The 22,780-nt window shown below is 69.2% G+C and carries 15 protein-coding genes; 6 read left to right on the forward strand and 9 right to left on the reverse strand.

Annotated elements, in window-relative coordinates:
• Position 1: 1 nt before the first annotated feature.
• Positions 2 to 1,372 (reverse strand): GTP-binding protein, encoded by a 1,371-nt coding sequence (locus DFQ59_RS04245; RefSeq protein WP_245937177.1) that lies wholly within the window; start codon positions 1,370 to 1,372, stop codon positions 2 to 4.
• Positions 1,296 to 2,789 (reverse strand): GTPase, encoded by a 1,494-nt coding sequence (locus tag DFQ59_RS20180; protein ID WP_114278387.1) that lies wholly within the window; start codon positions 2,787 to 2,789, stop codon positions 1,296 to 1,298. The genes DFQ59_RS04245 and DFQ59_RS20180 overlap by 77 nt, the downstream gene beginning before the upstream one ends.
• A gap of 439 nt (positions 2,790 to 3,228) precedes the next feature.
• On the opposite strand from DFQ59_RS20180, the gene DFQ59_RS04260 reads away from it, so the two are divergent.
• Positions 3,229 to 3,465, forward strand: coding sequence for a hypothetical protein (locus tag DFQ59_RS04260; RefSeq protein ID WP_114278389.1), 237 nt, complete (start codon positions 3,229 to 3,231; stop codon positions 3,463 to 3,465).
• A gap of 109 nt (positions 3,466 to 3,574) precedes the next feature.
• On the opposite strand, the gene DFQ59_RS04265 is transcribed toward DFQ59_RS04260, so the two are convergent.
• The gene (locus DFQ59_RS04265; RefSeq protein WP_114278390.1) at positions 3,575 to 4,363 is read right to left on the reverse strand and encodes an enoyl-ACP reductase FabI; all 789 of its coding nucleotides are present in this window, start codon (positions 4,361 to 4,363) and stop codon (positions 3,575 to 3,577) included.
• Positions 4,364 to 4,954: 591 nt separating this feature from the next.
• Between DFQ59_RS04265 and DFQ59_RS04270 the strand changes: the two genes are divergently transcribed.
• From DFQ59_RS04270 to DFQ59_RS04280, 3 genes are all read left to right on the forward strand, one after another.
• Positions 4,955 to 6,559, forward strand: coding sequence for a ShlB/FhaC/HecB family protein (locus DFQ59_RS04270; protein WP_147275166.1), 1,605 nt, complete (start codon positions 4,955 to 4,957; stop codon positions 6,557 to 6,559).
• Positions 6,560 to 6,659: 100 nt separating this feature from the next.
• A complete protein-coding gene (locus tag DFQ59_RS20025; RefSeq protein WP_211314771.1) occupies positions 6,660 to 7,748 on the forward strand; it encodes a hypothetical protein in 1,089 nt (362 codons plus the stop codon).
• A 129-nt stretch (positions 7,749 to 7,877) separates the two neighbouring features.
• Positions 7,878 to 8,879, forward strand: a complete 1,002-nt coding sequence (locus tag DFQ59_RS04280) for an OmpA family protein (protein WP_245937191.1) — start codon at positions 7,878 to 7,880, stop codon at positions 8,877 to 8,879.
• A 359-nt stretch (positions 8,880 to 9,238) separates the two neighbouring features.
• Here the strand turns inward: DFQ59_RS04280 and acs are convergent, their stop codons facing one another.
• A complete protein-coding gene (gene acs, locus DFQ59_RS04285) occupies positions 9,239 to 11,176 on the reverse strand; it encodes an acetate--CoA ligase (protein WP_114278393.1) in 1,938 nt (645 codons plus the stop codon).
• Positions 11,177 to 11,763: 587 nt separating this feature from the next.
• Here acs and DFQ59_RS04290 point away from each other — a divergent pair.
• On the forward strand, positions 11,764 to 14,691 hold the full coding sequence (locus DFQ59_RS04290; protein ID WP_114278394.1) for a DUF2339 domain-containing protein: 2,928 nt from the start codon (positions 11,764 to 11,766) through the stop codon (positions 14,689 to 14,691).
• 182 nt (positions 14,692 to 14,873) lie between these two features.
• On the opposite strand, the gene pgi is transcribed toward DFQ59_RS04290, so the two are convergent.
• The 3 genes from pgi to gnd all read right to left on the reverse strand — a co-directional run bounded on the left by pgi (position 14,874) and on the right by gnd (position 19,321).
• Positions 14,874 to 16,520 (reverse strand): glucose-6-phosphate isomerase, encoded by a 1,647-nt coding sequence (pgi, locus tag DFQ59_RS04295; RefSeq protein WP_114278395.1) that lies wholly within the window; start codon positions 16,518 to 16,520, stop codon positions 14,874 to 14,876.
• A gap of 122 nt (positions 16,521 to 16,642) precedes the next feature.
• Positions 16,643 to 18,121, reverse strand: a complete 1,479-nt coding sequence (zwf, locus tag DFQ59_RS04300; RefSeq protein WP_114278396.1) for a glucose-6-phosphate dehydrogenase — start codon at positions 18,119 to 18,121, stop codon at positions 16,643 to 16,645.
• Positions 18,122 to 18,334: 213 nt separating this feature from the next.
• Positions 18,335 to 19,321, reverse strand: a complete 987-nt coding sequence (gnd, locus tag DFQ59_RS04305; RefSeq protein WP_281268231.1) for a phosphogluconate dehydrogenase (NAD(+)-dependent, decarboxylating) — start codon at positions 19,319 to 19,321, stop codon at positions 18,335 to 18,337.
• 307 nt (positions 19,322 to 19,628) lie between these two features.
• On the opposite strand from gnd, the gene glgA reads away from it, so the two are divergent.
• The gene (glgA, locus tag DFQ59_RS04310; protein ID WP_114278398.1) at positions 19,629 to 21,083 is read left to right on the forward strand and encodes a glycogen synthase GlgA; all 1,455 of its coding nucleotides are present in this window, start codon (positions 19,629 to 19,631) and stop codon (positions 21,081 to 21,083) included.
• Positions 21,084 to 21,419: 336 nt separating this feature from the next.
• On the opposite strand, the gene panD is transcribed toward glgA, so the two are convergent.
• Complete coding sequence (gene panD / locus DFQ59_RS04315; protein WP_114278399.1) at positions 21,420 to 21,800, reverse strand: aspartate 1-decarboxylase; 381 nt, start codon at positions 21,798 to 21,800, stop codon at positions 21,420 to 21,422.
• A gap of 112 nt (positions 21,801 to 21,912) precedes the next feature.
• Positions 21,913 to 22,770, reverse strand: coding sequence for a pantoate--beta-alanine ligase (gene panC, locus DFQ59_RS04320; protein WP_114278400.1), 858 nt, complete (start codon positions 22,768 to 22,770; stop codon positions 21,913 to 21,915).
• Positions 22,771 to 22,780: the final 10 nt, after the last annotated feature.

Raw genomic sequence — 22,780 nt, forward strand, 5'->3', positions numbered from 1 at the left:
ATCAGCCGGCGCGCAGACGCGCCAGGATGTCGCTGCGGGCCTGGGCCAGCAGGGAATCGCGGTCCAGGTTCGCCAGGATGTCCCGCACCACCCGCTTCGGGCCGCCGGCGCCCCAGGAGAGTCCCTGGGCCAGGTAGCGCTCCGCGACCTGGCCCACCACGTAGGTGCTGTAGTAGGCGACCGCGCCCTGGGCGGCGGCGGTGATGACCGTGGACAGCCCGCCCGTGCCGAGCTTCAGGGCGGAGGAGACCAGGTGCACCGCCCAGGTGGTGCCCATGAGCAAAGCCATCTGTCCGATCACGGTGCGCACCAGCGCGCCAGCCTGGCTCCGGCTCATGGGCAGCCGATGCAGGCGCGAGAGATGCACCACCATGCCGATGTCGATTGCCGCCGCGGCGACGAGGTCGGCCACCGGCAGCGGGTTCAGCGCCACCGCCACCCCCTTGCTGACGCAGTAGGTGCGCACCAGGGAGTCGGCCAGGGTCCTGCGGGTGGCGAGTATCCGTTCGGCCACCTGGTCGCTCAGGCGACCGGCGAAAAGCGTGGCGTTGAGCGCCGCCAGGCTCTTGCCCTCCTGCTCCAGCACCAGCCACAACCGCTCGCGGAGCTTCTCCACCTCCGTGGGCGGTCGCCGGACCACCTCGGTCTCCTGTCCCGTGGCATCCACCTGCAGGTAGACCCGTTCGCCCGGTTCGGCGGCGATGGCGAGGATGTTGCCCGGCGCCACCAGCCCGGCGCTGCGGCGCTCCAGGGTCTGCAACAGCAGCGCCCGCTCCTCCCGCGTGTAGCGGTCGGCCTTGTTGAGCAGCAGCAGGAGCGGACGGCGATAGCGGGCCAGCACCCGCAGCGCGTCCAGCTCGCTGCGGGTCAGGTCGCCGTCCACCACGAACAGGACCAGGTCGCTGCGTTCCGCCACCTCGTGCGCGAGCCGTTCCCGGGCCTCGCCGTCCACCTCGTTGATGCCGGGGGTGTCCACCAGGTAGACGCCGCCGGCATCGTACTGGCGCCAGTGGGCGAGATCGGCGCTGCGGGTCTCGCCATGGAGGGGGCTGGTGCGGAACCGGGGCTCGCCGAGCAGGGCGTTGAGGGTGGCGGACTTGCCGACGCTGACCCGGCCGAAGACGGCGATGTGGATATGGCCGTGCTCCAGCTTCTCCAGCATCGCCTGCACCTGGCGGTAGTCCTCGGCCAGGGATTCGCGCACCGAGGCGGGCACCCGGTCGTCCTGCAGCAGCTCGCGCAGGCTCTCGCGCGCCAGGGCCAGGTGGTCCTCGCCCGCGGCGGGAGCGGAGGGCTCATCCGTCGCGGGGCGCTCGACGTGTCTCGAGGACCATTTGCGCCAGTTGTCGCGCACGCGTGTCCAGATCTTCACCGAGCCTCTCCTCGAAGGTCTCCGCCGCCGCCTCGGGAAGCAGCCGGCCGTGGGTCTCCAGGGTCTGGGCCAACGCCCGCCCCAGGGTGTCAAACAGCAGGCCATAGGCGACTGCGTGAATCAAGCCGCCGGCGATGGTGCCGAGGCCGGGAAAGGCCTTGCAGGCGTTGCCCGCCACGGCCATCAGCAGCGGGGTGGTGCGTCCCTTGAGGCTGCGCTGCACCAGTTCCAGGAAAGTGTCGAGATCCAGTTTCCGCGCCGGAACCCCGAACAGGCCGCACTGCGCCTTCACCAGCCCGACGCCCAGGACACCCTGGACCAGCAGATCGGTGCCCGGGCTCACGGCGGCCAGGGCGCCCACCACGGCGCGGCGGGCATAGCGGCGGGTGAGCGCCTGCGCCTTTTCGCGGCGGTAGTCGCTGACTGCCGCCTGGAGGCGGTCGGTGGCCAGCTTCACGGTGCTGCGCTCGCGCAGGGCTTCGAGCGCCTGCGGGTCCCGCTGCAGCTGGAAGCGCAGCGCGGTGCGGAGATCCTCCACCCGGGGCGGCGCCTCACGTGTCACCCGCTCCTCGCGGCCGTCGGGCAGTACCCGCACCAGCTCCCGGCGGCCGCCGGCACTGATGGCCACCACCTCCACATCGGGGGCGCCCTCCAGCCGTTCGCGCACGCGGTCCCGGATGGTCCCGATCTCCCCGGTGCTGTAGCGATCGGCCTTGTTGATGGCCACCACCAGCGGCTTGTCCAGCTGCACCAGGGAGCGGAGGGCCCGGTACTGGTCGCGGGTCAGGTCGCCATCGCAGACGAACACGACCACGTGGGCGCGCAGGGCCTCGGCGCGGGCCTGCCCGTCCAGCTCGCCGTCGGCCTCGTTCAGGCCCGGGACATCCGCCACCTCGATCCGCCTGTCGCCCTCCCCCCAGCGGTAGTGGGTGACTGCCCGGGTGGTGCCGCCGTCCACGCTCACCGCCGGCTCGGCACCCGGCACCAGGGTACGCACCAGGCTGCTTTTCCCGGTGCTGATTTCGCCGAACAGGGCCACGTAAAGTGCGCCGCTGGCGGTGCGCAGGTCGAGCTCGGCAAGCTCCCGCTCAACGCCCTGGGTGTCCATCCCCTCGTGCTCCCGGCGGAGACGTTCCAGTTCCGCCTCGAGGCCGGCGCGATCGGCCGGCGCCGGCTGTGCACGCCCCGGCCGGGAACGGCGCGGCAGCAGCAGGCGCCAGGCCAGCCAGCCACCGGCAACCGCCAGCGCCAGCAGCGCCGCGCCCCAGGCCAGGCCCACCCAGGGAGGCGTCTCCTTGAGGCGATCGAGGACGTTCAGGAGCGACTCGGTGGCGATCAGCAGGAACAGCAGCGCCAGCAGCAGGCCGAGCACCAGGGCCAGCGCGAGCAGGGCGCGGAGGGGCAGGGTGGCCTTCACGGGCGGTTCCTGCCGGCGCTCGAGACCGGGCGTTTCGGGGCGATTGACGGTACCATGGCCCGGAAAGTATATCAGTCGCCGTCCGGCTGCGGCCCGGCTGGCGACGCGCTCCGCGGCTCCATTGCCGGTCCGGGGCAGGGGTTGATGCGGGTGTCCGGTGCGGGAAGGGAGGCACGAATCGTGGTCAGTGTACTGCTGCACTCCTGGTGGCCCATTCAGCGAGTCGCCGTCCGATCAGATGCAAGGCGCGCTTGCGCCCGAAGGGCAGGCCCCCCTTCAGGCAAGCGCAACGCCGCCGATGGCCGGCCGGCGGCCCGCCCGCAGGGGGCTCCCCGAAAGCGCCATGACCGCATTGTCGCACTGGACAAGGGACCAACCATGGCCTGCGCGCTGCGCCTTGTCCTGACGTTTTCGGGCGGCGCTGGAAGCACCTCCAGGAATGAAGCAGTACACTAGGTTCGGCCGGTGGCTGGCCCTGCTGCTGGCGCTGCTGGCCGGAGTCGGGGCGGCGGGATCGCTGCTGCTGTCAGGGCTGGTCGCCCTGCGCCGGGAGGGGATCGATGGGCTGGTGCTGACGCTGCTGGCCGCGGCCCTGCTCTTCGCCGGCAGTGCCGCGCTGTTCGCCTGGCTCGGTCGCCGGTCCGCACCGGAGCAGGGCGGGAAGGCCCCGGATTGAGGCCGGGGTGCACGGTGGGCCAGTCCGTGGCGCGGGGTGGCCGGAGCCGAGAACGAGGGGGGTGGCCCGGCAGCCCGGGCCACCCCCCTCTCTTCGTCTGCCTGGTGCCTCAGGCGTCCTGTTCCGCCATCGCCACCACGTGGTAGCCGCCGTCCACGTACAGAATCTCGCCGCTGATGCCGGCGGCCAGGTCCGAGGCCAGGAAGGCGGCGGTATTGCCCACCTCCTCGATGGTGGTCGCGCGGCGCATGGGCGCATTGCGCTCGTGGTAGTCCAGCAGCTTGCGGAAATCACGGATTCCGGCCGCCGCCAGGGTCCGGATCGGGCCCGCCGAAATGGCGTTCACCCGGATTCCGCGCGGCCCGAGGCTGCGGGTCATGTAGCGGACATTGGCCTCGAGGCTCGCCTTGGCCAGGCCCATCACGTTGTAGTGGGGTATCGCCCGCACCGCGCCCAGGTAGCTCATGGCCAGCAGTGAGCCGCCGCGTCCCTCCATGAGGGGCAGTGCCGCCTTGGCCACCGCCGCGAAGCTGTAGGAGCTGATGTCGTGGGCGATGCGGAACCCCTCGCGGGTCACGTCCTCGAGGTAGTCCCCCTCCAGTTGCCCGGGCGGGGCGTAGGCGATGGAGTGCACCACCCCGTCCAGCCCGTCCCAGTGGCCGCCGAGCTCCGCGAAGGCCGACGCGATCTGCTCGTCGTTCGCCACGTCACAGGGAAAGGCCAGCTCCGACCCCCACTGGGCCGCGAGCTTCAGTACCCGATCCCGGAGCTTGTCGTTCTGGTAGGTGAAGGCGAGCTCGGCCCCTTCGCGATGCATGGCCTCGGCGATGCCCGAGGCGATGGAACGGTTGCTCGCGAGCCCGAGGATGAGGACGCGTTTCCCGGTCAGAAAACCCATGTGTGCTCCCTGGTCGTAGGTGTTGTTCAGCCTGGATGATCTTTGGCCCGGTAGCCGCCAGTCCTGTGCGGCCCGTAGACCCTTGTCGGCAAGGTGGAGATTCCGGCAACCCCAAAACTCCGGCATTTTAGCCCAAGCGGCGTGCGCTGCACCAATCATCTTCCGTGGCCGCTTATCCACCGGCCCATGCCGCAGCGGCCGTTCCCGCCATCCTGCCATCCCGCCACCAGGGCGCCGCCCGAGGGAAGCGCGCCCGATTGCCGCTTGCCGCACCAACTCGGTGCGGGATTATCCGTTGACAAATCAGAAACCTTATTTATGCTGTGAACCAGTTCACAGTTTGCAGTTTTTAACAATTGCCGGCATGTCCGCGAGGGAGGGATCGCCCGGCAGCGTGAGGAACGAATTCCGCGTCAATGGCCCGCGCACCAGGGAATGGTGCCCGGCCTGACCGGAGCGACGGGTCGGATTGCCCGGTGATGATTCGTCCCGCTCACGTCGTTCTCGGCACAGCCCCGGTCAAGGGAATGGTGGGCCGTGGAATCCCTCGCCGTGGCCAGTCAGTCACCTGAACCGGAGTCTGGAGCAAAGATGCCTGTAGTCGTTGCCGACGTGCCGCCAGAAGCGCCGTCGACCGTTGCCGTCCAGGAAGCGGCGGCCGGCGCCCGTGGCGATGTGCGCCAGGTGGTGGAGACGCACGGGTATCGCTACTCCCTGAGCGGTCCCCGGCTGTTGCCCCCGTCCCGGCTGCAGACGGTGCTGGAGCAGGCACCGGGGCCAGCCGAGGCCGTTCTGGCCATCGCCCAGGCGCGCCGCGATGGGGGATTCCTGTTCGGCGGGGCCGTGGTGGAGCGCATCGAGGGCAACAGCGTCAGCCTGCGCATGGTACCCCAGCGGATCGTCACTGTCAGCGCGCCGGGGCCCCTCATGGGCTTCTATGCGGGTCTGGCTGATCGCCCCGACCTGAAGCGCGGCACGCTCCTGCGCCGGACCGCGGTGGCACAGCAGTACTGCCGGCGTAACGGCACCCGCCCCAAGGTCAGCTTCGAACCGCTGGAGGATGCCACCGAGCTCAGGCTCGTGGTCAGCGAGGAGCCGCTGCCCGATGCCCGCAGGATCACCTTCAGTGCCAGTTTGGGCAATCACGGAAACCGTTACTCCTCCCGCTGGCTGGCCAGTGCCGGTGTGTCCCTGCGCCCGGGTGACGGCGTCGAACTGTCCCTGTCGGGTACGAAGGGGCTCGGGGGCCTCGAGGATGACCCGGGTCCCGGGAGCAAGCTGGAGAAGGGCGTGGCCCAGTTGTCCGCCTACACCCCCTTCGGCCTGCTCGGCGTGCGTCTGAGTGAAGTCCGTTTCCGCTCCAACAACGCCGCCTACCTGGGCGACCTGGAGGGGAGCCCGATGTTCGGCTACGAGGATGGAACCGTGCGCCGGGTGGGCCTGTTCGCCGAGCAGATCGTGTATGCCACCGATTCGGCGCGCCTCACCCTGGTGGAGCGGTTGACGCGGGTCTCCGACCTGGCCGACCGCCGGGTCTATGTGGATGGCGCCTACCAGGGCGATATTCCGCTGCGGGATGAGCGCTACAACCATGCCTCTTTCGGTCTGCGCTACAGCAGGAACGGGCAGGCTCTGGGCTTCCGCAACCGGACGGGTCTCGACTTGACGCTCGACCATGGCCTGTCGGAGCCGTCCGGCAGCCTGGCCGATGAGGGCCCCGGCGTTCCCGATCCCCGGTTCACGCAAGGCTCCCTCTACTTCTCCCACGAGCAGGGCCTGCCGGCGGGACTGCGTCTAGGGCTCTACCTCAAGGGGCAGTGGACCGATTCGGTCGTGCCGAACAGCAGGGAGTTCGTCCTTGGCGGTTTTGGAAATCTCATGGCCTGGCTGCCGGGTGTGGCATCCGGCGACAGGGGGGGGCTGGCGCGGGTGAGCCTGGCGACGCCCGAAACCCGCCTTGGACCCCTGAGCGCCACGGCAGGGCTCTACTACGAGGCGGGTTACGTGGAATCGGCCCGCGATGGCGGCCGCGACGGTCAGACCCTCAGCGATGTTGGGCTGAACCTGATGTTGCGGCATGAGGCGGTGAGCCTGAGCGTGGGATACGCCGAGCCACTGGCGGTGGAGGGGGTTTCCGATGAAGACCGGTCCGACTACCGCGCCGGTTGGCTGATGAATCTGGGGATTAGTTGGTAAGGGGCACTAGGGCGTGGCCAGGAACCGGGCCGGGTCGGCACCGGGCAGGCCACGATGCAGAAATTGATGAGGCGCAAGCGCACTCGTGGAGGTCCGGACTATGAGCTCGACCAAGTACATTCGGCGGACGCTGGCCGCCGCCATCGCCATCGGCCTCGGGGCCGTCAGCAACGACATTGCGGCCCTGGACCTGGGGCTGCCCACGCTGCCTGTATTGAGCCAGGCGGTCGGTAATGCGGGGAGTGGAGCCGCCGATGCGGTGGCCACCGCGCCCACCCTGCCCACCCTGCCGACGCTGCCCTCGGTGAGTGTCGATGCGGGAGGCGACGGCCAGGGGAGCATCTACGCGACCGTGGAGGCGAGTGGCGGTGCCGGCGGTCTGCCGACGCTCGACATCGGTGGCGTACCGACGGTGGGTGGACTCACCCAGCCGGTGGGGGATCTCGTGGGCGGGGTCGCCGGGGCGGGTGACACCCTGGCCGGAACCGTGGCCGGTGCGGCGGACAGTCTCGGTGGCTCGGCACTCGGCTCCGCCGGCGGCACTATCGATGTCAACCTGCTCTCCAGCAATACCGGTGACGCGGCCAGCCTGATCAACGCCAATGTCATCACCGACAACGCGCAGGCACCGGACCAGCAGCTGCCCGTCATCGGCGCCAACGTCCTGGCCCACAACTACGGTCCCACGGCCTCGCTGCTCAACGCCAACGTGCTGTCGCTCAATGATACGGCAGCCACGGCGGCCACGCCGCTCATCGGTGCCAATGTGATTTCCGGCAACAACGGCCCGGCCGCATCACTGCTGGATCTGAATGTCCTGGCGGACAACGAGACGCAGCCGGAGAACGATCCCGCCATCGGAGTGCAGATCCTCTCCCACAACACCGGCACCGGCACGCTCCTGAACATCAGCATCCTCTCCACCAATGACGCCGGTGACGGCGGTGACGGCGGTGACGGCGGTGACGGCGGTGACGGCGGTGACGGCGGTGACGGCGGCGATGGCGGTGACGGTGGTGACGGCGGTGACGGCGGTGATGGCGGTGACGGCGGTGACGGCGGTGACGGCGGTGACGGCGGTGACGGCGGTGACGGCGGCGATGGCGGCGATGGCGGCGATGGCGGCGACGGCGGCGATGGCAACGATGGCGGCGATGGGAATGGCTGGGGTACCGGCGCAACGTTCTGAGCTGCCGTGGACATGAGAACACGTTCCCCTGCCGCCGTGGCATAGGCCTCCGGGCGGGGGAATCGGCAACGAATTTCCTGAAAACTGACGAGGTGCCTGGATATGAAGGGTCGGAAGAGGTTGTTGACAGTGCTGCTCGCCGCGGCATGCGTCCCGGCGATGGGAGTGGCGGCGGAGTCCGGGGAGGAGACGTTCCCCATGGGCTTTCACATGGGGGTCAAGGGCGGGGTGAACAGCTCCCATCTCGACGGGGAGCATGCGACTGAATCGGAAACCGCCCGCAGCCTTGGCCTGGAAGCCGGTTACGACTGGCGCGTCGGCGAATCAGGGCGAGTGGGCGTGGAGGGCTTCTTCGAGAACAACGGCAGCGCCTGCCGCGATTACAAGGATAGTCCCAATGCCCATTGCTACGGCACGAACGTCGTGGGTGCGGGGGTGAAGCTGGGCCTGGATGCTGGCAGGTTCCTGCCCTATGCGAAGCTCGGCGTCGCCCAGGTGATGGGCACCGATGACGCCGACGGCCACGATGCCGCGGGGTTCCGGGCGGGCGTCGGGATGGAATACCTGTTCCATCCCCAGGCCAGTGTGGGCGTGGAGTGGAACTACACCAAGGCGAAAGATGAGGGTACCGATCTGGTCAACCGCAACCTGCTCCTGGGCCTCAACTACTACCTCGACGCGAAGAAGCCGGAGCCGAAGCCCGAACCGATCGTCCAGCCGGCGGTGCAGGAAGCCTCGCCGGTGGTCCAGGCCCTGATGCAGAACAAGCCGGTGACCCTGCAGGGGACGGTGTTCGACTTCGATTCCGCCCGTCTGCGTCCCTCGTCATTCCAGGTCCTGGACGAGGTGGTGAAGTTCGCCCGGGACTTCCCGAAGGCCAAGCTCGACATCTCCGGCCATACAGACAATATCGGATCGGACGCCTACAACCAGCGCCTCTCCGAGGCCCGGGCCGAGGCGGTGAAACGCTACCTCGAATCCAAGGGTGTGGAACCCGACCGCATCATGGCCAAGGGCTACTCCTTCCACAAGCCCATCGCCAGCAACGCCAGCGCCGCCGGGCGTGCCGAGAACCGGCGCGTGGAGATTCGCGCGGTGGTGACGGTGACGGAGCTCAAGCGGGAGGGCTGACGCAAGGATGAGGCGGGGCGATGCCTGCCCCGTTCCCTTTCCATCACCGCTGGCCCGGGCATCGGGTCGGCGGTTTTTTTTGCCCGCGCCAGTACGGAGTTCCGGACCCGGAAGGCCGTGAAATGAACCGGCAGACCTTTCAAGCCACCAGGCAGGCATGGAGGTTGGTGAGAGTTGAGAGGGTTCAACCATAGGGTTCAACCATAAGGGCTGTCCCGTGTCGGGTGCACCAGGCTGTGACCTTCATTCCGCCGGTTATCTTCGTGTGCTCCGTGTCTCCGTGGTGAATGGTCGCTGGTCCAACCCGCAGAGACAGACAAGGGGCCCCGGGGCCCCTTGTCATCGTGGTTGGCAGAGGCTCAGCGCGAGCCGCGGTTGTCGATGAGGTCGTTGACCACGGCGGGATCCGCCAGGGTGCTGGTGTCGCCGATGGTGTCCAGCTCGTTGGCGGCGATCTTGCGCAGGATGCGGCGCATGATCTTGCCCGAGCGGGTCTTCGGCAGGCTCGGCGCCCACTGGATGATGTCCGGAGTGGCGATGGGACCGATTTCGCTGCGCACCAGGGTGACGAGCTCGTGCTTGAGCTCGTTGGTCGGCTCCACGCCCGCCATCAGGGTGACGTAGGCGTAGATGCCCTGGCCCTTGATGTCGTGGGGGAAGCCCACCACCGCGGCCTCGGCGACATCCTCGTGCAGCACCAGGGCGCTCTCCACCTCGGCGGTGCCCATGCGGTGGCCGGAGACGTTGATCACGTCGTCCACGCGGCCGGTGATCCAGTAGAAGCCGTCCTCGTCGCGACGGGCGCCGTCACCGGTGAAGTAGTTGCCGGGATAGGTCTTGAAATAGGTGTCGATGAAGCGCTGGTGGTCGCCGTAGACGGTGCGCATCTGGCCCGGCCAGGGACGGGTAATCACCAGGTTGCCCTCGGTGGCGCCTTCCAGCACGTTGCCCTCGGCGTCCATCAGCGCCGGCACCACGCCGAAGAAGGGGAGTGTCGCGGAGCCGGGTTTGAGGGGGATGGCGCCGGGCAGCGGGGTGATGAGGATGCCGCCGGTCTCGGTCTGCCACCAGGTGTCCACGATGGGGCAGTTGTCCTTGCCCACCTTGTGGTAGTACCACTCCCAGGCCTCCGGGTTGATGGGCTCGCCCACCGAGCCGAGCAGGCGCAGGCTGTCGCGGCTGGTCTTCTCCAGCGGCTCGTCGCCCAGGCGCATCAGCGCGCGGATGGCGGTGGGGGCGGTATAGAAGATGTTCACCTTGTGCTTGTCGACCACCTGCCAGAAGCGGCTGCCGTCGGGGTAGTTGGGCACCCCCTCGAACATCAGGGTGGTGGCGCCGTTGGCCAGCGGTCCGTAGAGGATGTAGGAGTGGCCGGTGACCCAGCCCACGTCGGCGGTGCACCAGTAGATGTCGCCGTCGTGGTAGTCGAAGACGTACTTGTGGGTCATGGCGGCGTAGAGCAGGTAGCCGCCGGAGGTGTGCAGCACGCCCTTCGGCTTGCCGGTGGAGCCGGAGGTGTAGAGGACGAAGAGCGGGTCCTCGGCATCGACCTGCTCGGGCTCGCAGACGGCATCGGCGCCCGCCATGGCCTCGTGGTACCAGACATCCCGGTTGTCATGCCAGGGAATATTGCCGCCGGTGCGCTTCACCACCAGCACCGAGTGGACGTTGGGGCACTCCAGCAGGGCCTTGTCCACGTTGTTCTTTAGCGGCACCTTCTTGCCGCCGCGCAGGCCCTCGTCCGAGGTCACCACCACGCGGCAGTCGGAGTCGAGGATGCGGTCCTTGAGCGCCTCGGGGGAGAAGCCGCCGAAGACCACCGAGTGGATGGCGCCGATGCGGGCGCAGGCGAGCATGGCCACCGCCACCTCGGGGATCATGGGCATGTAGATGGAGACCCGGTCGCCCTTGTTCACGCCGCGCGACTTGAGGACATTGGCGAACCGGCTCACCTCCTCGTGCAGCTCACGATAGGTGATCCTGCGGTCGTCGCTGGGGTCGTCGCCCTCGAAGATGATGGCCACCTGGTCACCGCGGGTCTCCAGGTGACGATCCAGGCAGTTGTAGCTGACGTTGAGCTTCGCGCCGTCGAACCAGCGGATGTGGGCCTTGTGGTAGTCCCAGTCCAGCACCTTGTCCCAGGGCTTGTCCCAGGTGAGGAACTGCTCGGCCTGTTCCGCCCAGAAGCCCTCGGGATCGTCCACGGAACGCTGGTACATCGCCCGGTACTGCTCTTCGTTGATGTGGGCGTTGGCTGCGAACCCAGCCGGAACATCGTAGGTCTTGACCTCGGACATGGAACGCTCTCCTTTGGTTGTGGGGCCCGGCTCGTCGGCCGGTGGGAGCCCCGATTCATTCTCTGTCTTGTTGTCTGTCCGGGTGCCGGGCGACTGCCGTGGCACCTTCAATAGCCGGCCGCGTACAGGCTCAAGGCGGCAACCGGCAGGTGTGGGCCGCGGTGCCCGTGCGCACCTGTCGCGGCACGCTGCAGTGCCGGAAGACAGTCACGCGGGGACGGGTGGGCCGGGCCGGGCCGTTCTCCGGACCCGTACGGAGCCCCGTGCGCGCTGTCCGGACTGTGCCCGAATAACGGGGCGTTGGAGAAGAGACGGCGGAAGGGGCGGCGCGCTGCGGCCCGGTCCCCCTCCATTCCCGCGCCCGGCGCCGTTGTCGGCCGACTCCTGTCGGCGCGCAGGGTCAGTTCCCCCATCCTGCGTGGCGGAGGTCGGACGGGAAGTCGAATTCCCGCCCATTCCGTCAGTAAAACCGCATTTTTGTGTTGCAGAGCGACATTGTCAATGCCCGCCCGTTTCCGACGGCCGGGCCGACCCGGCCGGGCCTCTGCTATTGTGGTAGGAATTCGGACGGGACGGTGGAGAACGGCATGGATCTGTCGTTGTGGGTGATGGCGCTGCTCGGGGCGGCTGTCGGCGGTGTGCTGGCGGGGTTGGAGGGTGCGCTGGTGGGCGGGGTCCTGCTCGGCCTGGTAACCGCCGTCAGCCGGCAGGGCGAGCGGCTGCGGCGGCTGGAGGCGGCGCTGGCGGCGTGGCGCCGGGAGGCCGCCGCCGGAACGGAAGCGGGCCGGCAGCCGGCAGTCTGGGCCGAGACCGAGACCGAGACCGAGGCCGGGGACAGGGTGGCCCCCGGTGAGGCCTGGGCCGCGGTCGAGCCCCCCGGGCCGGACGTCGCACCGGCGGAGGCGGCGCCGGAAACCGTACCCGGGAAGCCTGCCGTCCCGACGGCCCTGGCCGCGCCGGAGCCAGAACCGGAACCGGAACCCTGGAGCGGCTCGGCGCTCGACGCCGCGGACCGCGCAGGCGCCCCCGCCGGGGATGGCCTGCTCGGCCGCCTAGTGGCCTCCGGGCGCCTGGCCGTGTGGGTCGGCATCACCGTGCTGTTCATCGGCGTCGCCTTTCTGCTCAAGTATGCCGCCGACAGCGGCTGGCTCAGCGTGGAGGTGCGCCTGGCCGCGGCCGCGGTCGGCGGTGTGGCGCTGTGGGGCCTGGGGTGGAGACTGCGGCGGCGCCGGATCGAGTATGCCCTGGTGCTGCAGGGCGGCGGCCTGGGCACCCTCTACCTGACGGTGTTCGCCGCCCTGCGCCTGTATGCGCTGATCGGCGAGGGCACGGCCTTCGTCCTGCTGGCCCTGCTGGCCATTGCCGCGGCGATACTGGCGGTGGTCCAGGACGCCCGCTCGCTGATGCTGGCCTCCGCCACCGGCGGTTTTCTCGCCCCCCTGCTGGCCTCCACCGGCGCCGGCAGCCACGTGGCCCTGTTCGGCTACTATGCGGTCCTCGATGTGGGCATCCTGGCGGTGGCCTGGTTCAAGGCCTGGCGGTCCCTCAACCTGGTGGGGTTCGCCTTCACCTTCGTCATCGGCACCCTCTGGGGCTGGCGCTACTACCGTCCCGAGCACTTCGCCACGGTGGAGCCGTTCCTGGTCCTGTTCTTCCTGCTCTTCAACGCCCTGGCGGTGCTCTACGCCCTGCGGCGGAGCTTCGACCCGCGGCGCTACCTGGACGGCACCCTGGTCTTCGGCACCCCCATCATCGCCTTTGCCCACCAGGCCTGGCTGGTGGCCGACACCCGCTACGGGCTGGCGTGGAGTGCCGGCGCCCTGGCGTTGTACTACCTGGCGCTGGTGCTGGCGCTGCGCGGACGGGACAGCGTCCGCATGCTGCAGGAGTCCTGCCTGGCCCTGGCGCTGGTGTTCGCCAGCGTGACCCTGCCGCTGGCGGTGGATGCCCGCTGGACGGTGGTGGGCTGGGCGCTGGAGGGCGCCGCGCTGGTCTGGGTGGGCCTGCGCCAGGAGCGCCTGCCGGCGCGGCACTTCGGGCTGCTGCTGTTCCTGGGCGCCGGTGGCTACTACCTGGTGGGGATGCCGGGCGAATCCGCCACGGTGCCCCTGCTCAATGGCCCGTTCCTGGGCGGAGCGGCACTGGCCCTGGCGGGCCTGTTCTCGGCCTGGCAGCTCTATCGCCGGCGTGGGGTGCTGCGGGAGTGGGAGGAACCCGTCGAGGCGCTGGTGCTGGTGTGGGGCGCGTTGTGGTGGCTGTGGACCGGCAGCGCCGAGATCGGTGATTTCGTGCCCTATGCCGAGCGCTCCCCCGCCTTCGCCCTGTTCCTGGCCGGCGGCGCCTGGCTGTTCACGGTGGCGCAGCGGCGGCTCGACTGGCCGCGCCTGCGCAGCCTGGTCGTGGTCAGCCTGGCGCTGGTGGCGGCGGTGTCGGTGGTGCGCTACCTCGAGGTGGGGAGCGTGGGTCCGCTGCGGGGGTGGGGCAGCGTGTGCTGGCCGCTGACGGTGGCGGCGTTCTACGCGGCGTTGCACGGCCAGGAGCCTGGGCTCTCCGCCCCCCTGCGGCGGGGGCTGCACGCGCTGGCGCTGGCGGTGCTCGGCTTCCTGCTGGCGTGGGAACTGGCCGGTTGGCTGGCGTCCCTGCCCGGGGAGGGGCCGCCCTGGCCGCTGCTGGCCTGGGGGTTGGTGCCGGCGCTGCTGCTGTTCTGGGTCCGCCACGGTGGCGGCCGGCCGGCCTGGCCGCTCGGGCGCTGGCAGATGGAGTACCGGACCTGGGGGGTGCTGCCGGTGGCGGTGGCTGCCGCAGTCTGGGTCGTGGATGCCGGGCTGGGCAGCGCCGGCGCTTCCGCGCCGCTGCCCTGGCAGCCGGTGCTGAATCCCCTCGATCTCGCTGTTCTGGTGGTGTTGGGGACGTTGTGGGACTGGTGGCGCAGTGATGACGCCAGGGGGGCGCCGTGGCGGCGCCGGGCCGCCCGGAGCGAGGCGCTCCTGCCGTTGCTGCTGCTGGCATGGGTGACCGGCGCGGTGGCACGCACCGTGCACCACTGGCTCGGAATTCCCTACACCCTGGGGGCGCTCGGCGCCTCGGTGGAGCTCCAGGCCTCGCTGTCCGTGACCTGGGCGGCCCTGGCCATGGCCACCATGGTGCAGGCCACGCGCCGGGGCCGGCGCGTGGTCTGGTTCGCCGGCGCCGGCCTGATGGCCGTGGTGGTGATCAAGCTGTTCCTGGTGGATCTGGCCGGCAGCGGCACCCTGGCCCGGATCTTCTCCTTTATCGGCGCGGGCCTGCTGTTGCTGCTGGTGGGCTACTTCTCACCCGTGCCCCCGCGCGAGCCGGTCGCGCCGGCGCCCGATGAGGGGCAGCCAGACGAAGCCGCCGATGAACAGGGCGAGGCCGGCGAGGCTCTCGCCGGCGAAGCTCATGCTGCTGACGAACATGATGACGACGCCGGCGTGGATGAACAGCAGGGCAAGGAACTTCTGCAGACCGCTCGACATGAAGGGGATTCCTCCTGAGGCCGTGATCCACCGGGTGGTGGATCCTCATGCCCGGATGGGCGCGGCGTCCGGTCTTCGCTCCTCGATGGTTCTGGAACGTCACCGTTCTCACGGTGACGTCCGGAGCCGCCGGACCATGCCCGCCTATCCGGTACGACGGGAAGTCTAGCGGGGCGCTGTCCCCGGGGAGATGAGATCCGTCAATTTCCGCCGCGGCAGCGGCGGATGAGGGCGGCGGTGGAACTGTCGTGGCCGCCCACGGCTGCGCCCGGCTCGAGCTCCGGCAGGATGGCCCGGGCCAGCTGCTTGCCGAGCTCCACCCCCCACTGATCGAAGGAGTTGACGTTCCAGATCACGCCCTGGACGAAGATCTTGTGTTCGTAGAGGGCGATCAGGGCGCCGAGGCGCTCCGGGGTGAGGCGGTCCACCAGCAGCGTGTTGCTGGGCCGGTTGCCGGGGAACACCCGGTGCGGCACGGCGCTCTCCAGCGCCGCGCCCGACAGGCCGCCGGCTGAAAGTTCCGCACGCACCTCGGCCGCGGTCTTGCCGCGCATCAGCGCCTCGCCCTGGGCCAGGCAGTTGGCCAGCAGGATGCGGTGGTGGTCCCCCACCGGATGGTGGCTCTCGACGGGAGCGATGAAGTCCACCGGCACCAGCTGGGTACCCTGGTGGATGAGCTGGTAGAAGGCGTGCTGGCCGTTGGTGCCGGGTTCGCCCCAGAGCACCGGCCCGGTGTCCCAGGCCACGGGCTCGCCGGCGCGGGTCACGCCCTTGCCGTTGCTCTCCATGTCCGCCTGCTGCAGATAGGCGGGCAGGCGCTGCAGGGACTGGTCGTAGGGCAGCACGGCGTGGCTGGCCGCGCCGAGGAAGTTGCGGTACCAGATCCCGAGCAGGGCCAGGATCACCGGCATGTTCGCCGCCGGGGGCGAGTCGCGGAAGTGGCGGTCCATGGCGTGGGCGCCGTCGAGCAGGCGCTCGAAGTTCTCCATGCCCACCGCCACGGCGATGGGCAGGCCGATGGCCGACCACAGCGAATAGCGCCCCCCCACCCAGTCCCAGAACCCGAACATGTTGCGGGTGTCGATGCCGAAGGCGGCCACCTCCCCGGCATTGGTGGACACCGCCACGAAGTGGCGCGCCACCGCCGCCTCGCTGCCCAGGCGCTGAACCAGCCAGTCCCGCGCGGTGTGGGCGTTGGTGAGGGTCTCCTGGGTGGTGAAGGTCTTGGAGGCGACGATGAACAGCGTGGTCTCGGCGTCCAGGCGCCGGAGCACCGCGCCGATGTCGGCGCCGTCCACGTTGGAGACGAAGTGCAACCGCAGGTCGTCGCGGGTGTAGGGCGCGAGCGCCCGGGTCGCCATCTCCGGGCCCAGGTGGGAGCCGCCGATGCCGATGTTGACCACGTCGGTGATGGGGCGGCCGGTGTGGCCGCGCCAGGTGTGGGAGCGCACCGACTTGGAGAACTCGTGCATCTGCGCCAGCACCGCGTTCACCGCCGGCATCACGTCCTCGCCGTCCACCCGCACCGGGGTGTTGGAGCGGTTGCGCAGCGCGGTATGCAGCACCGCGCGCCCCTCGGTGAGGTTGATGGCCTCGCCGCTGAACATGCGCCCGATCCAGCCGCCCACGTCCGCGGTCCGGGCCAACTCGAGCAGCAGGCCCAGGGTGGTGGCGTCGATGCGGTTCTTGGAGTAGTCGAGGAAGATTCCCGCCGCCTCCAGGGAGAAGCGTCCGGCGCGGCCGGGATCCTGCTCGAAGAGCTCCCGCAGATGGGTGTGGCGGATGGCGGTGCAGTGTGCTTCGAGGGCTTTCCAGGCGGGGGTTTCAGTCGGTCGGTAGCTGGGCATCGGTCTTGGGCAACGTGTTATGGGTGATGGGTGATGGTTGATGGTGATTATGCCCCATTACCCGGTGCCCATCACGACAGCCCCGTTCATGGGCCGTCCCCGGGCGGTGGCTCGCGCCGTACTCACTCGTCCGGCTCGATGGTGCTGCGCCAGTACTGGTCGTCGCGATCGAACAGTCGGTTGGCTTCCGGCGGCCCCCAGGATCCGGAGGGGTAGGTGTGGATGTAGTCCCGCTCCACCGACCAGACCTTGAGCACGGGATCCACCACGTTCCAGGCCCAGCGCACCTCGTCGTAGCGCAGGAACAGCGAGCGGTCGCCCTCGATCACGTCCAGCAGCAGCGCCTCGTAGGCGTCCAGGTCGGCGCTGCCCGCCTGGCAGTAGCTGGCGTCGAGGGTGGTGGTATGGGTGCGCAGTTCCAGCCCCGGTTCCTTGACCTGCAACTCCATGCGCAGGCACTCGTGGGGCTGGATGGACATCAGGATCCAGTTGGGCTTGAGCCGGTCGATGGGCGTCTCCCGGAACAGCTGCTGGGGCGGGTGCTTGAAGCGGATGGAGACCACCGAGCTGTCGCGGGCCATGCGCTTGCCGGTGCGCAGGAAGAAGGGGACGTTGCGCCAGCGCCAGTTGTCGATGTAGAGCTTCAGCGCGGCGAAGGTCTCGGTGGTGCTGCCCGCCGGCACGCTCTCCTCCTCCAGGTAGCCGGGCAGCCGGTCCCCGTTCAGCTGGCCGGCGGCGTACTGGGCGCGGAAGGCCTGTGCATGGACCGCGCCCGGGGCGATGGGGCGGATCGACTTCAGCACCTTCACCTTCTCGTCGCGCAGGCTCTCGGCATCGAGGCACGCCGGCGGCTCCATGGCCACCAGGGTCAGCATCTGCAGCAGGTGGCTCTGAATCATGTCGCGCAGGGCGCCGGCGCCGTCGTAGTAGTCGGCGCGGCCGCCCACTCCCACGCTCTCCGAGTGGGTGATCTGGACGTGGTCGATGTAGTTGCGGTTCCAGAGCGGCTCGAGCATCAGGTTGGCGAAGCGGAACACCAGGATGTTCTGCACCGTGCCCTTGCCGAGGTAGTGGTCGATGCGGTAGATCTGCTCCTCGTCGAAATCCCGGTGCAGGTGGCGCTCCAGTGACTGGGCGCTCTCCAGGTCGTAGCCGAAGGGCTTTTCCACCACCAACCGGCGCCAGCCCTCCCCGTCCCGGGACAGGCCCGCGGTCCCCAGGGCGTGGCTCACCGGGGCGAAGTCCGCCGGCCGGATGGCCATGTAGAAGACCACGTTGCGGGGCAGGTCCGGGTCATGCTCAAGGGTTTCGCGCAGGCGGGTGAAGGTGTCGGGCTGGTCGAGATCGCCGCGGAAAAAGCGCACCCGGCGCAGCAGCGCCTCCAGGGCCACGGGGTCGGGCTCCCCGCGCAGCCGCTCCCGCAGTCCCGCGGTCACCTCCTCGCGCCACTGTTCATCGCTCCACTCGCGCCGCCCCACGCCCACCAGCGCCGTCCCGCCCGGCAGCCGTCCGGCCTGCTCCAGGTGGTAGAGCGCCGGCAGCAGCTTGTTGCGCGCCAGGTTGCCGGTGGCGCCGAAGATTACGAACGTGCAGGGTTCCATGGTTTATTGTCCGCAGATTACGCAGATTACACCGATATTCCGGTGGTTCGGGACCGACAATCGTTCATGCCTGTCCGTTGTCCGGCCAGGCCGTCATTGTCTGCTGTGTGTGGGCGCCGGGGGATTGTCGGGCATTCCTCTCAGATTTCCTGTATCCGCAATCCAGTCTGCGCAATCGGCGTAATCTGCGGATAACAACAGTCTACACGCCCCCTATCGGGCCGCGTCGTCCGTCTTCTGTACGGTGTGGCCGCCGAAGGCGTTGCGCATGACCGCGAGCAGGCGGTTGGCGTAGTCGGCGCCGCCCTGGCTGGCAAAGCGGCTGTGCAGCGCCAGGGTCATGACCGGCGCCGGGACGCCCTGTTCGATGGCCTCGATGGCGGTCCAGCGCCCTTCGCCGGAGTCGGAGACCACCGGGGCGATGGACTGCAGGCCGGTATCCTGCGCCAGGGCGCCCGCGGTCAGGTCCAGCAGCCAGCTCCGCACCACCGAGCTGTGGCGCCAGAGCTCGGTCACCTGGGCCAGGTCGAGGCCGAACTCGGACTTGTTGTCCAGCAGCGCCAGTCCCTCGGCCAGGGCCTGCATCATGCCGTACTCGATGCCGTTGTGGACCATCTTGGTGAAGTGACCGGCGCCCACGGGGCCGACATGGGCCCAGCCGCGGTCGGGGGCCGGGGCCAGTACCCGCAGCGCCGGCTTCACCTGGTCCACCGCCGCGGGGGTCCCGCCCACCATCAGGCAGTAGCCGTTCTCCAGACCCCAGACGCCGCCGGAGGTGCCGGCATCGACGAACTCGAGATCGTGGCCGCGCAGGAGGGCGGCGCGGCGCAGGGTGTCGTGGTAGTTGGCGTTGCCGCCGTCCACCACCACGTCGCCGGCCTCCAGCAGGGCGAGCAGGTCCTGCAGGGTCTGCTCGGTCGCCTCGCCCGCGGGAATCATCAGCCAGACCACCCGCGGGGGCTGCAGGGCCGCCACCGCCTCGGCCAGTGAGGCTGCCGGGAGGAGCCCGATCTCCTCGGCCAGGGCGGCGGTGATCGCGGGCGTGCGGTTGTAGCCCACCACTTCGATACCGCCCCGGCGCAGCCGGCGGGCCATGTTGCCGCCCATCTTGCCCAGTCCCACGAGTGCCATCCGCATGTCGGTTGCTCCGGTTGCGCTGTTATTGGTGTCCGACCCGCCCGGGCCGGAGGTGTTCCCCACGGCATGCTTCGAATCCGGGGTGCCCCGCCTGCCCCTTCCCGGTCGCCGCGGGATGCCGCGCCGAGTGCGGTATTGCGACGCAGTGCACGGGGATCCGCGCGCCAGAGGAACAGTATAGACCGGTCATCTTGACACTCCGGGTACGGGGTGGGAGATTCACCCACGAAGCCTCCTCAACACCGGGACGGCCCATTCAGAGCCGCGGGGGAGATGGCCGGCCAGGCGCGCCCGCTGCTCCAGGGGCATGCCGCCAGGTGTCGAAGCGTACATCTCTGCCAACGGATCAGTACACCCAAGGACTCCTTTCATGCCCAGCATCCTCTTTGTTACCAGCGAGGCCGTGCCGTTCGTCAAGACCGGCGGGCTGGCCGACGTGAGCGGCAGTCTCCCGCCGGCGCTGCAGGCCGCGGGCGCCGATGTGCGGCTGCTGCTGCCGGCGTACCGGAGCGTACTGGCCCATGCGGGGTCGCTGGAGCGGGTGGCGGAACTGGATCTGCCAGGCCTGACGGTGCCGGCCGGGATCCTGGCCACGGAGATTCCCGGCAGCGGCGTGCCGGTATGGCTGCTGGACTGCCCGGAGCTCTACGATCGCGCGGGCGGACCCTACGGGGACGGGGCGGGGGTGGACTGGCCCGACAACGCCTTGCGCTTCGCCACCCTGGCGCGGGCCGCGGTGGCGCTCAGCGACGGGCTCGTGGCGGGCTGGCGCCCGCAGCTGGTGCATTGCCATGACTGGCAGAGCGGCCTGGTGCCGGTGCTGCTGGCCGACCTTCCCGAGCGTCCGGCCACGGTGTTCACCATTCACAACCTCGCCTACCGCGGGCTGTTCAGCCGCCTCGATTTCGACCGGCTGGAGCTGCCTGAGGCGCTCTGGTCCATGGAGGGGCTCGAGTTCTACGGCGATTTCTCCTTCCTCAAGGGTGGGCTGCTGGCCAGCGACTGGATCACCACCGTCAGCCCCACCTACGCCCGCGAGATTCTGACCCCCGAGTTCGGCTGGGGGCTCGAGGGCGTGCTTGGCAGCCGCATGGAGAACCTGCTCGGCATCCTCAACGGCATCGATACCGGGATGTGGGATCCCGCCACCGATCCCCTCATCGCCGAGAACTACGACGCGGGGGACCTGGGGGGCAAGCGGGTGAACAAGCATGCCCTGCAGCAGCGCTACGGCCTGCCGGCGGACGCCGAGGTTCCCGTGGTGGGCTTCATCGGCCGGCTGGTGGATCAGAAGGGGGTGGACCTCATCCTCGATGCGCTGCCGGCGCTGGAGGGCGAGGCGCTGCAGCTGGTGGTGCTCGGCAGCGGCGATCGGAAGCTGGAGCAGCGGCTGCTGGATGCGGCCGCGGAGTCGCCGCACCGCATCGGCGTGGAGATCGGCTACGACGAGTCGCTGGCCCACCTGATCGAGGCCGGCGCGGACCTGTTCCTGATGCCCTCCCGGTTCGAGCCCTGCGGGCTCAACCAGATGTACAGCCAGCGCTATGGCACCGTGCCGGTGGTCCACCGGGCGGGGGGCTTGGCGGATACGGTGGTGCCGGTGGAGCGGGCCGCGCTGGAGCGGGCAGAGGCCACCGGCTTCGTCTTCACCCCGGCCACCGCCCAGGCGCTGGCGGTCACCCTGCGCTGGGCGCTGCTGTGCTACCGCCAGCCGCGGATCTGGGAGCGGCTGGTGCAGGCCGGCATGGCGCGGGACTTCAGCTGGGCCCGCAGCGCCGAGGACTACCTCGCCCTCTACGAGCGCGCCATCGCCGCGCGGGGGTGACCTGCCGCAGCGAAAGGAAGCAGAAAGAAAGGTCTCACCACGAAGGCACGAAGGGCACGAAGAAAAGCAAAAAGATAAAGTTAACCGCAGATTTACGTTGATTTGTAAACAAGAGGGTCCGGCGACTGTGGGGGCTTCGGTGTGTCCGCCGGAGCGGGCGGTTGACCGCATCGCGTGGGAAATGTGGAGTCATTGCAGTGCCGGCCAATTCCTCCGCGGACCCGCCTGTTATCGTTCAACTCCATGAAAATCAACGTCAATCAACGTTAATCTGCGGTTTATTCGTCTTTCTTCGTGTCCTTCGTGCCTTCGTGGTGAAAGGTTTTTTCAGTTTTTTCAGGCGGCCTGGACGGGGATGCTGTCGCCGGTGCGCTTGATGTGGTTGCGCTCGTCCAGGTAGACCAGCGAGGGCTTGTGGCTCGTCAGCTCGGCGGCGTCCAGGACGGCGTAGGCGCAGATGATGACCCGGTCGCCCGGGTTGGCCTTGTGGGCGGCCGCACCGTTCACCGAGATGACGCCGGAGCCGTCCTCGGCGCGGATGGCGTAGGTGGTGAACCGCTCGCCGTTGGCGAGGTTGTAGATGTGAATCTGTTCGTACTCCCGGATACCGGCGCGGTCCAGCAGCTGCCCGTCGATGGCGCAGGAACCCTCGTATTCCAGCTCCGAGTGGGTCACCCGGGCCTGGTGCAGCTTGCACTTGAGCATGGTGCACTGCATGTCTTGTTCCCTCCTTCTCATGTACCGCGCTCCCGGGCTCACGGCGCCGGGCGGCATCCAATCAGACAAATGTCGCGCAAGTCTTTGCCGCGGCGCAACATTGTAGCCGATTTCAGGCTGTCTGCAACGTCACCTGCAGGTTGTCGATGAGGCGTGCGCCGCCGAGGTGGGCGGCGGCGAGTATCACCAGCGCTCCGTCGCCGCCGGCGGGAGGCTGAAGATCGGCGCTGCGGCGGATGCTGAGATAGTCGGGGCGGAAGCCTGCGTTCTCCAGTGTCCGCAGGGCCTCGCCTTCCAGCACGGCGTAGTCACGCCGGCCCGCGTGCAGCCGCTCCGCGACCTCGCCCAGGGTGCGGTAGAGGGCCGGTGCCCGGGCGCGGGCATCGGCATCGAGGTAGCGGTTGCGCGAGCTCATGGCCAGGCCGTCGGGTTCGCGGGTGGTGGGCGCGCCCACGATCTCCACCGGCATGCAGAGATCCGCCACCATGCGCCGGATCACCATCAGCTGCTGGAAGTCCTTCTCGCCGAAGACGGCCGTGTGGGGCTGGACGATATTGAACAGCTTGGAGACCACCGTGGCCACCCCGCGGAAATGGCCCGGGCGGCTTGCGCCGCAGAGGATATCGGACAGCCCCGGCACCTCCACCTGGGTCTGGCCGGTGGCGCCGGCGGGGTACATCTCCTCGACCGGAGGGGCGAAGAGCAGGCAGACGCCGGCCTCGGCCAGCTTCAGGCTGTCCTCCTCCAGGGTCCGCGGGTAGCTGAGAAAATCCTCGCCGGGTCCGAACTGGATGGGGTTGACGAAGATGCTCACCACCACGCAGTCGGCGTAGTGGGCGGCCCGGTCCACCAGTGCCAGGTGACCCTCGTGGAGGTTGCCCATGGTGGGCACCAGGGCGATGCGTTTGCCCGGTTCGCGCCAGGGCGCGAGGGCGCTGCGCAGTGCGGTGATGGTGGAGTGGGTCTGCATGGCGGCGCGG

Source organism: Thioalbus denitrificans, from assembly GCF_003337735.1.
Taxonomy (GTDB): Bacteria; Pseudomonadota; Gammaproteobacteria; order DSM-26407; family DSM-26407; genus Thioalbus; species Thioalbus denitrificans.

Bases quoted from the DNA above. Each gene is read 5' to 3' on its own strand.
- DFQ59_RS04260 (WP_114278389.1), top strand. From the start codon at position 3,229: ATGAAGCAGTACACTAGGTTCGGCCGGTGGCTGGCCCTGCTGCTGGCG.
- DFQ59_RS04265 (WP_114278390.1), bottom strand. From the start codon at position 4,363: ATGGGTTTTCTGACCGGGAAACGCGTCCTCATCCTCGGGCTCGCGAGC.
- DFQ59_RS04270 (WP_147275166.1), top strand. From the start codon at position 4,955: ATGCCTGTAGTCGTTGCCGACGTGCCGCCAGAAGCGCCGTCGACCGTT.
- DFQ59_RS20025 (WP_211314771.1), top strand. From the start codon at position 6,660: ATGAGCTCGACCAAGTACATTCGGCGGACGCTGGCCGCCGCCATCGCC.
- acs (WP_114278393.1), bottom strand. From the start codon at position 11,176: ATGTCCGAGGTCAAGACCTACGATGTTCCGGCTGGGTTCGCAGCCAAC.
- DFQ59_RS04290 (WP_114278394.1), top strand. From the start codon at position 11,764: ATGGATCTGTCGTTGTGGGTGATGGCGCTGCTCGGGGCGGCTGTCGGC.
- pgi (WP_114278395.1), bottom strand. From the start codon at position 16,520: ATGCCCAGCTACCGACCGACTGAAACCCCCGCCTGGAAAGCCCTCGAA.
- zwf (WP_114278396.1), bottom strand. From the start codon at position 18,121: ATGGAACCCTGCACGTTCGTAATCTTCGGCGCCACCGGCAACCTGGCG.
- glgA (WP_114278398.1), top strand. From the start codon at position 19,629: ATGCCCAGCATCCTCTTTGTTACCAGCGAGGCCGTGCCGTTCGTCAAG.
- panD (WP_114278399.1), bottom strand. From the start codon at position 21,800: ATGCAGTGCACCATGCTCAAGTGCAAGCTGCACCAGGCCCGGGTGACC.
- panC (WP_114278400.1), bottom strand. From the start codon at position 22,770: ATGCAGACCCACTCCACCATCACCGCACTGCGCAGCGCCCTCGCGCCC.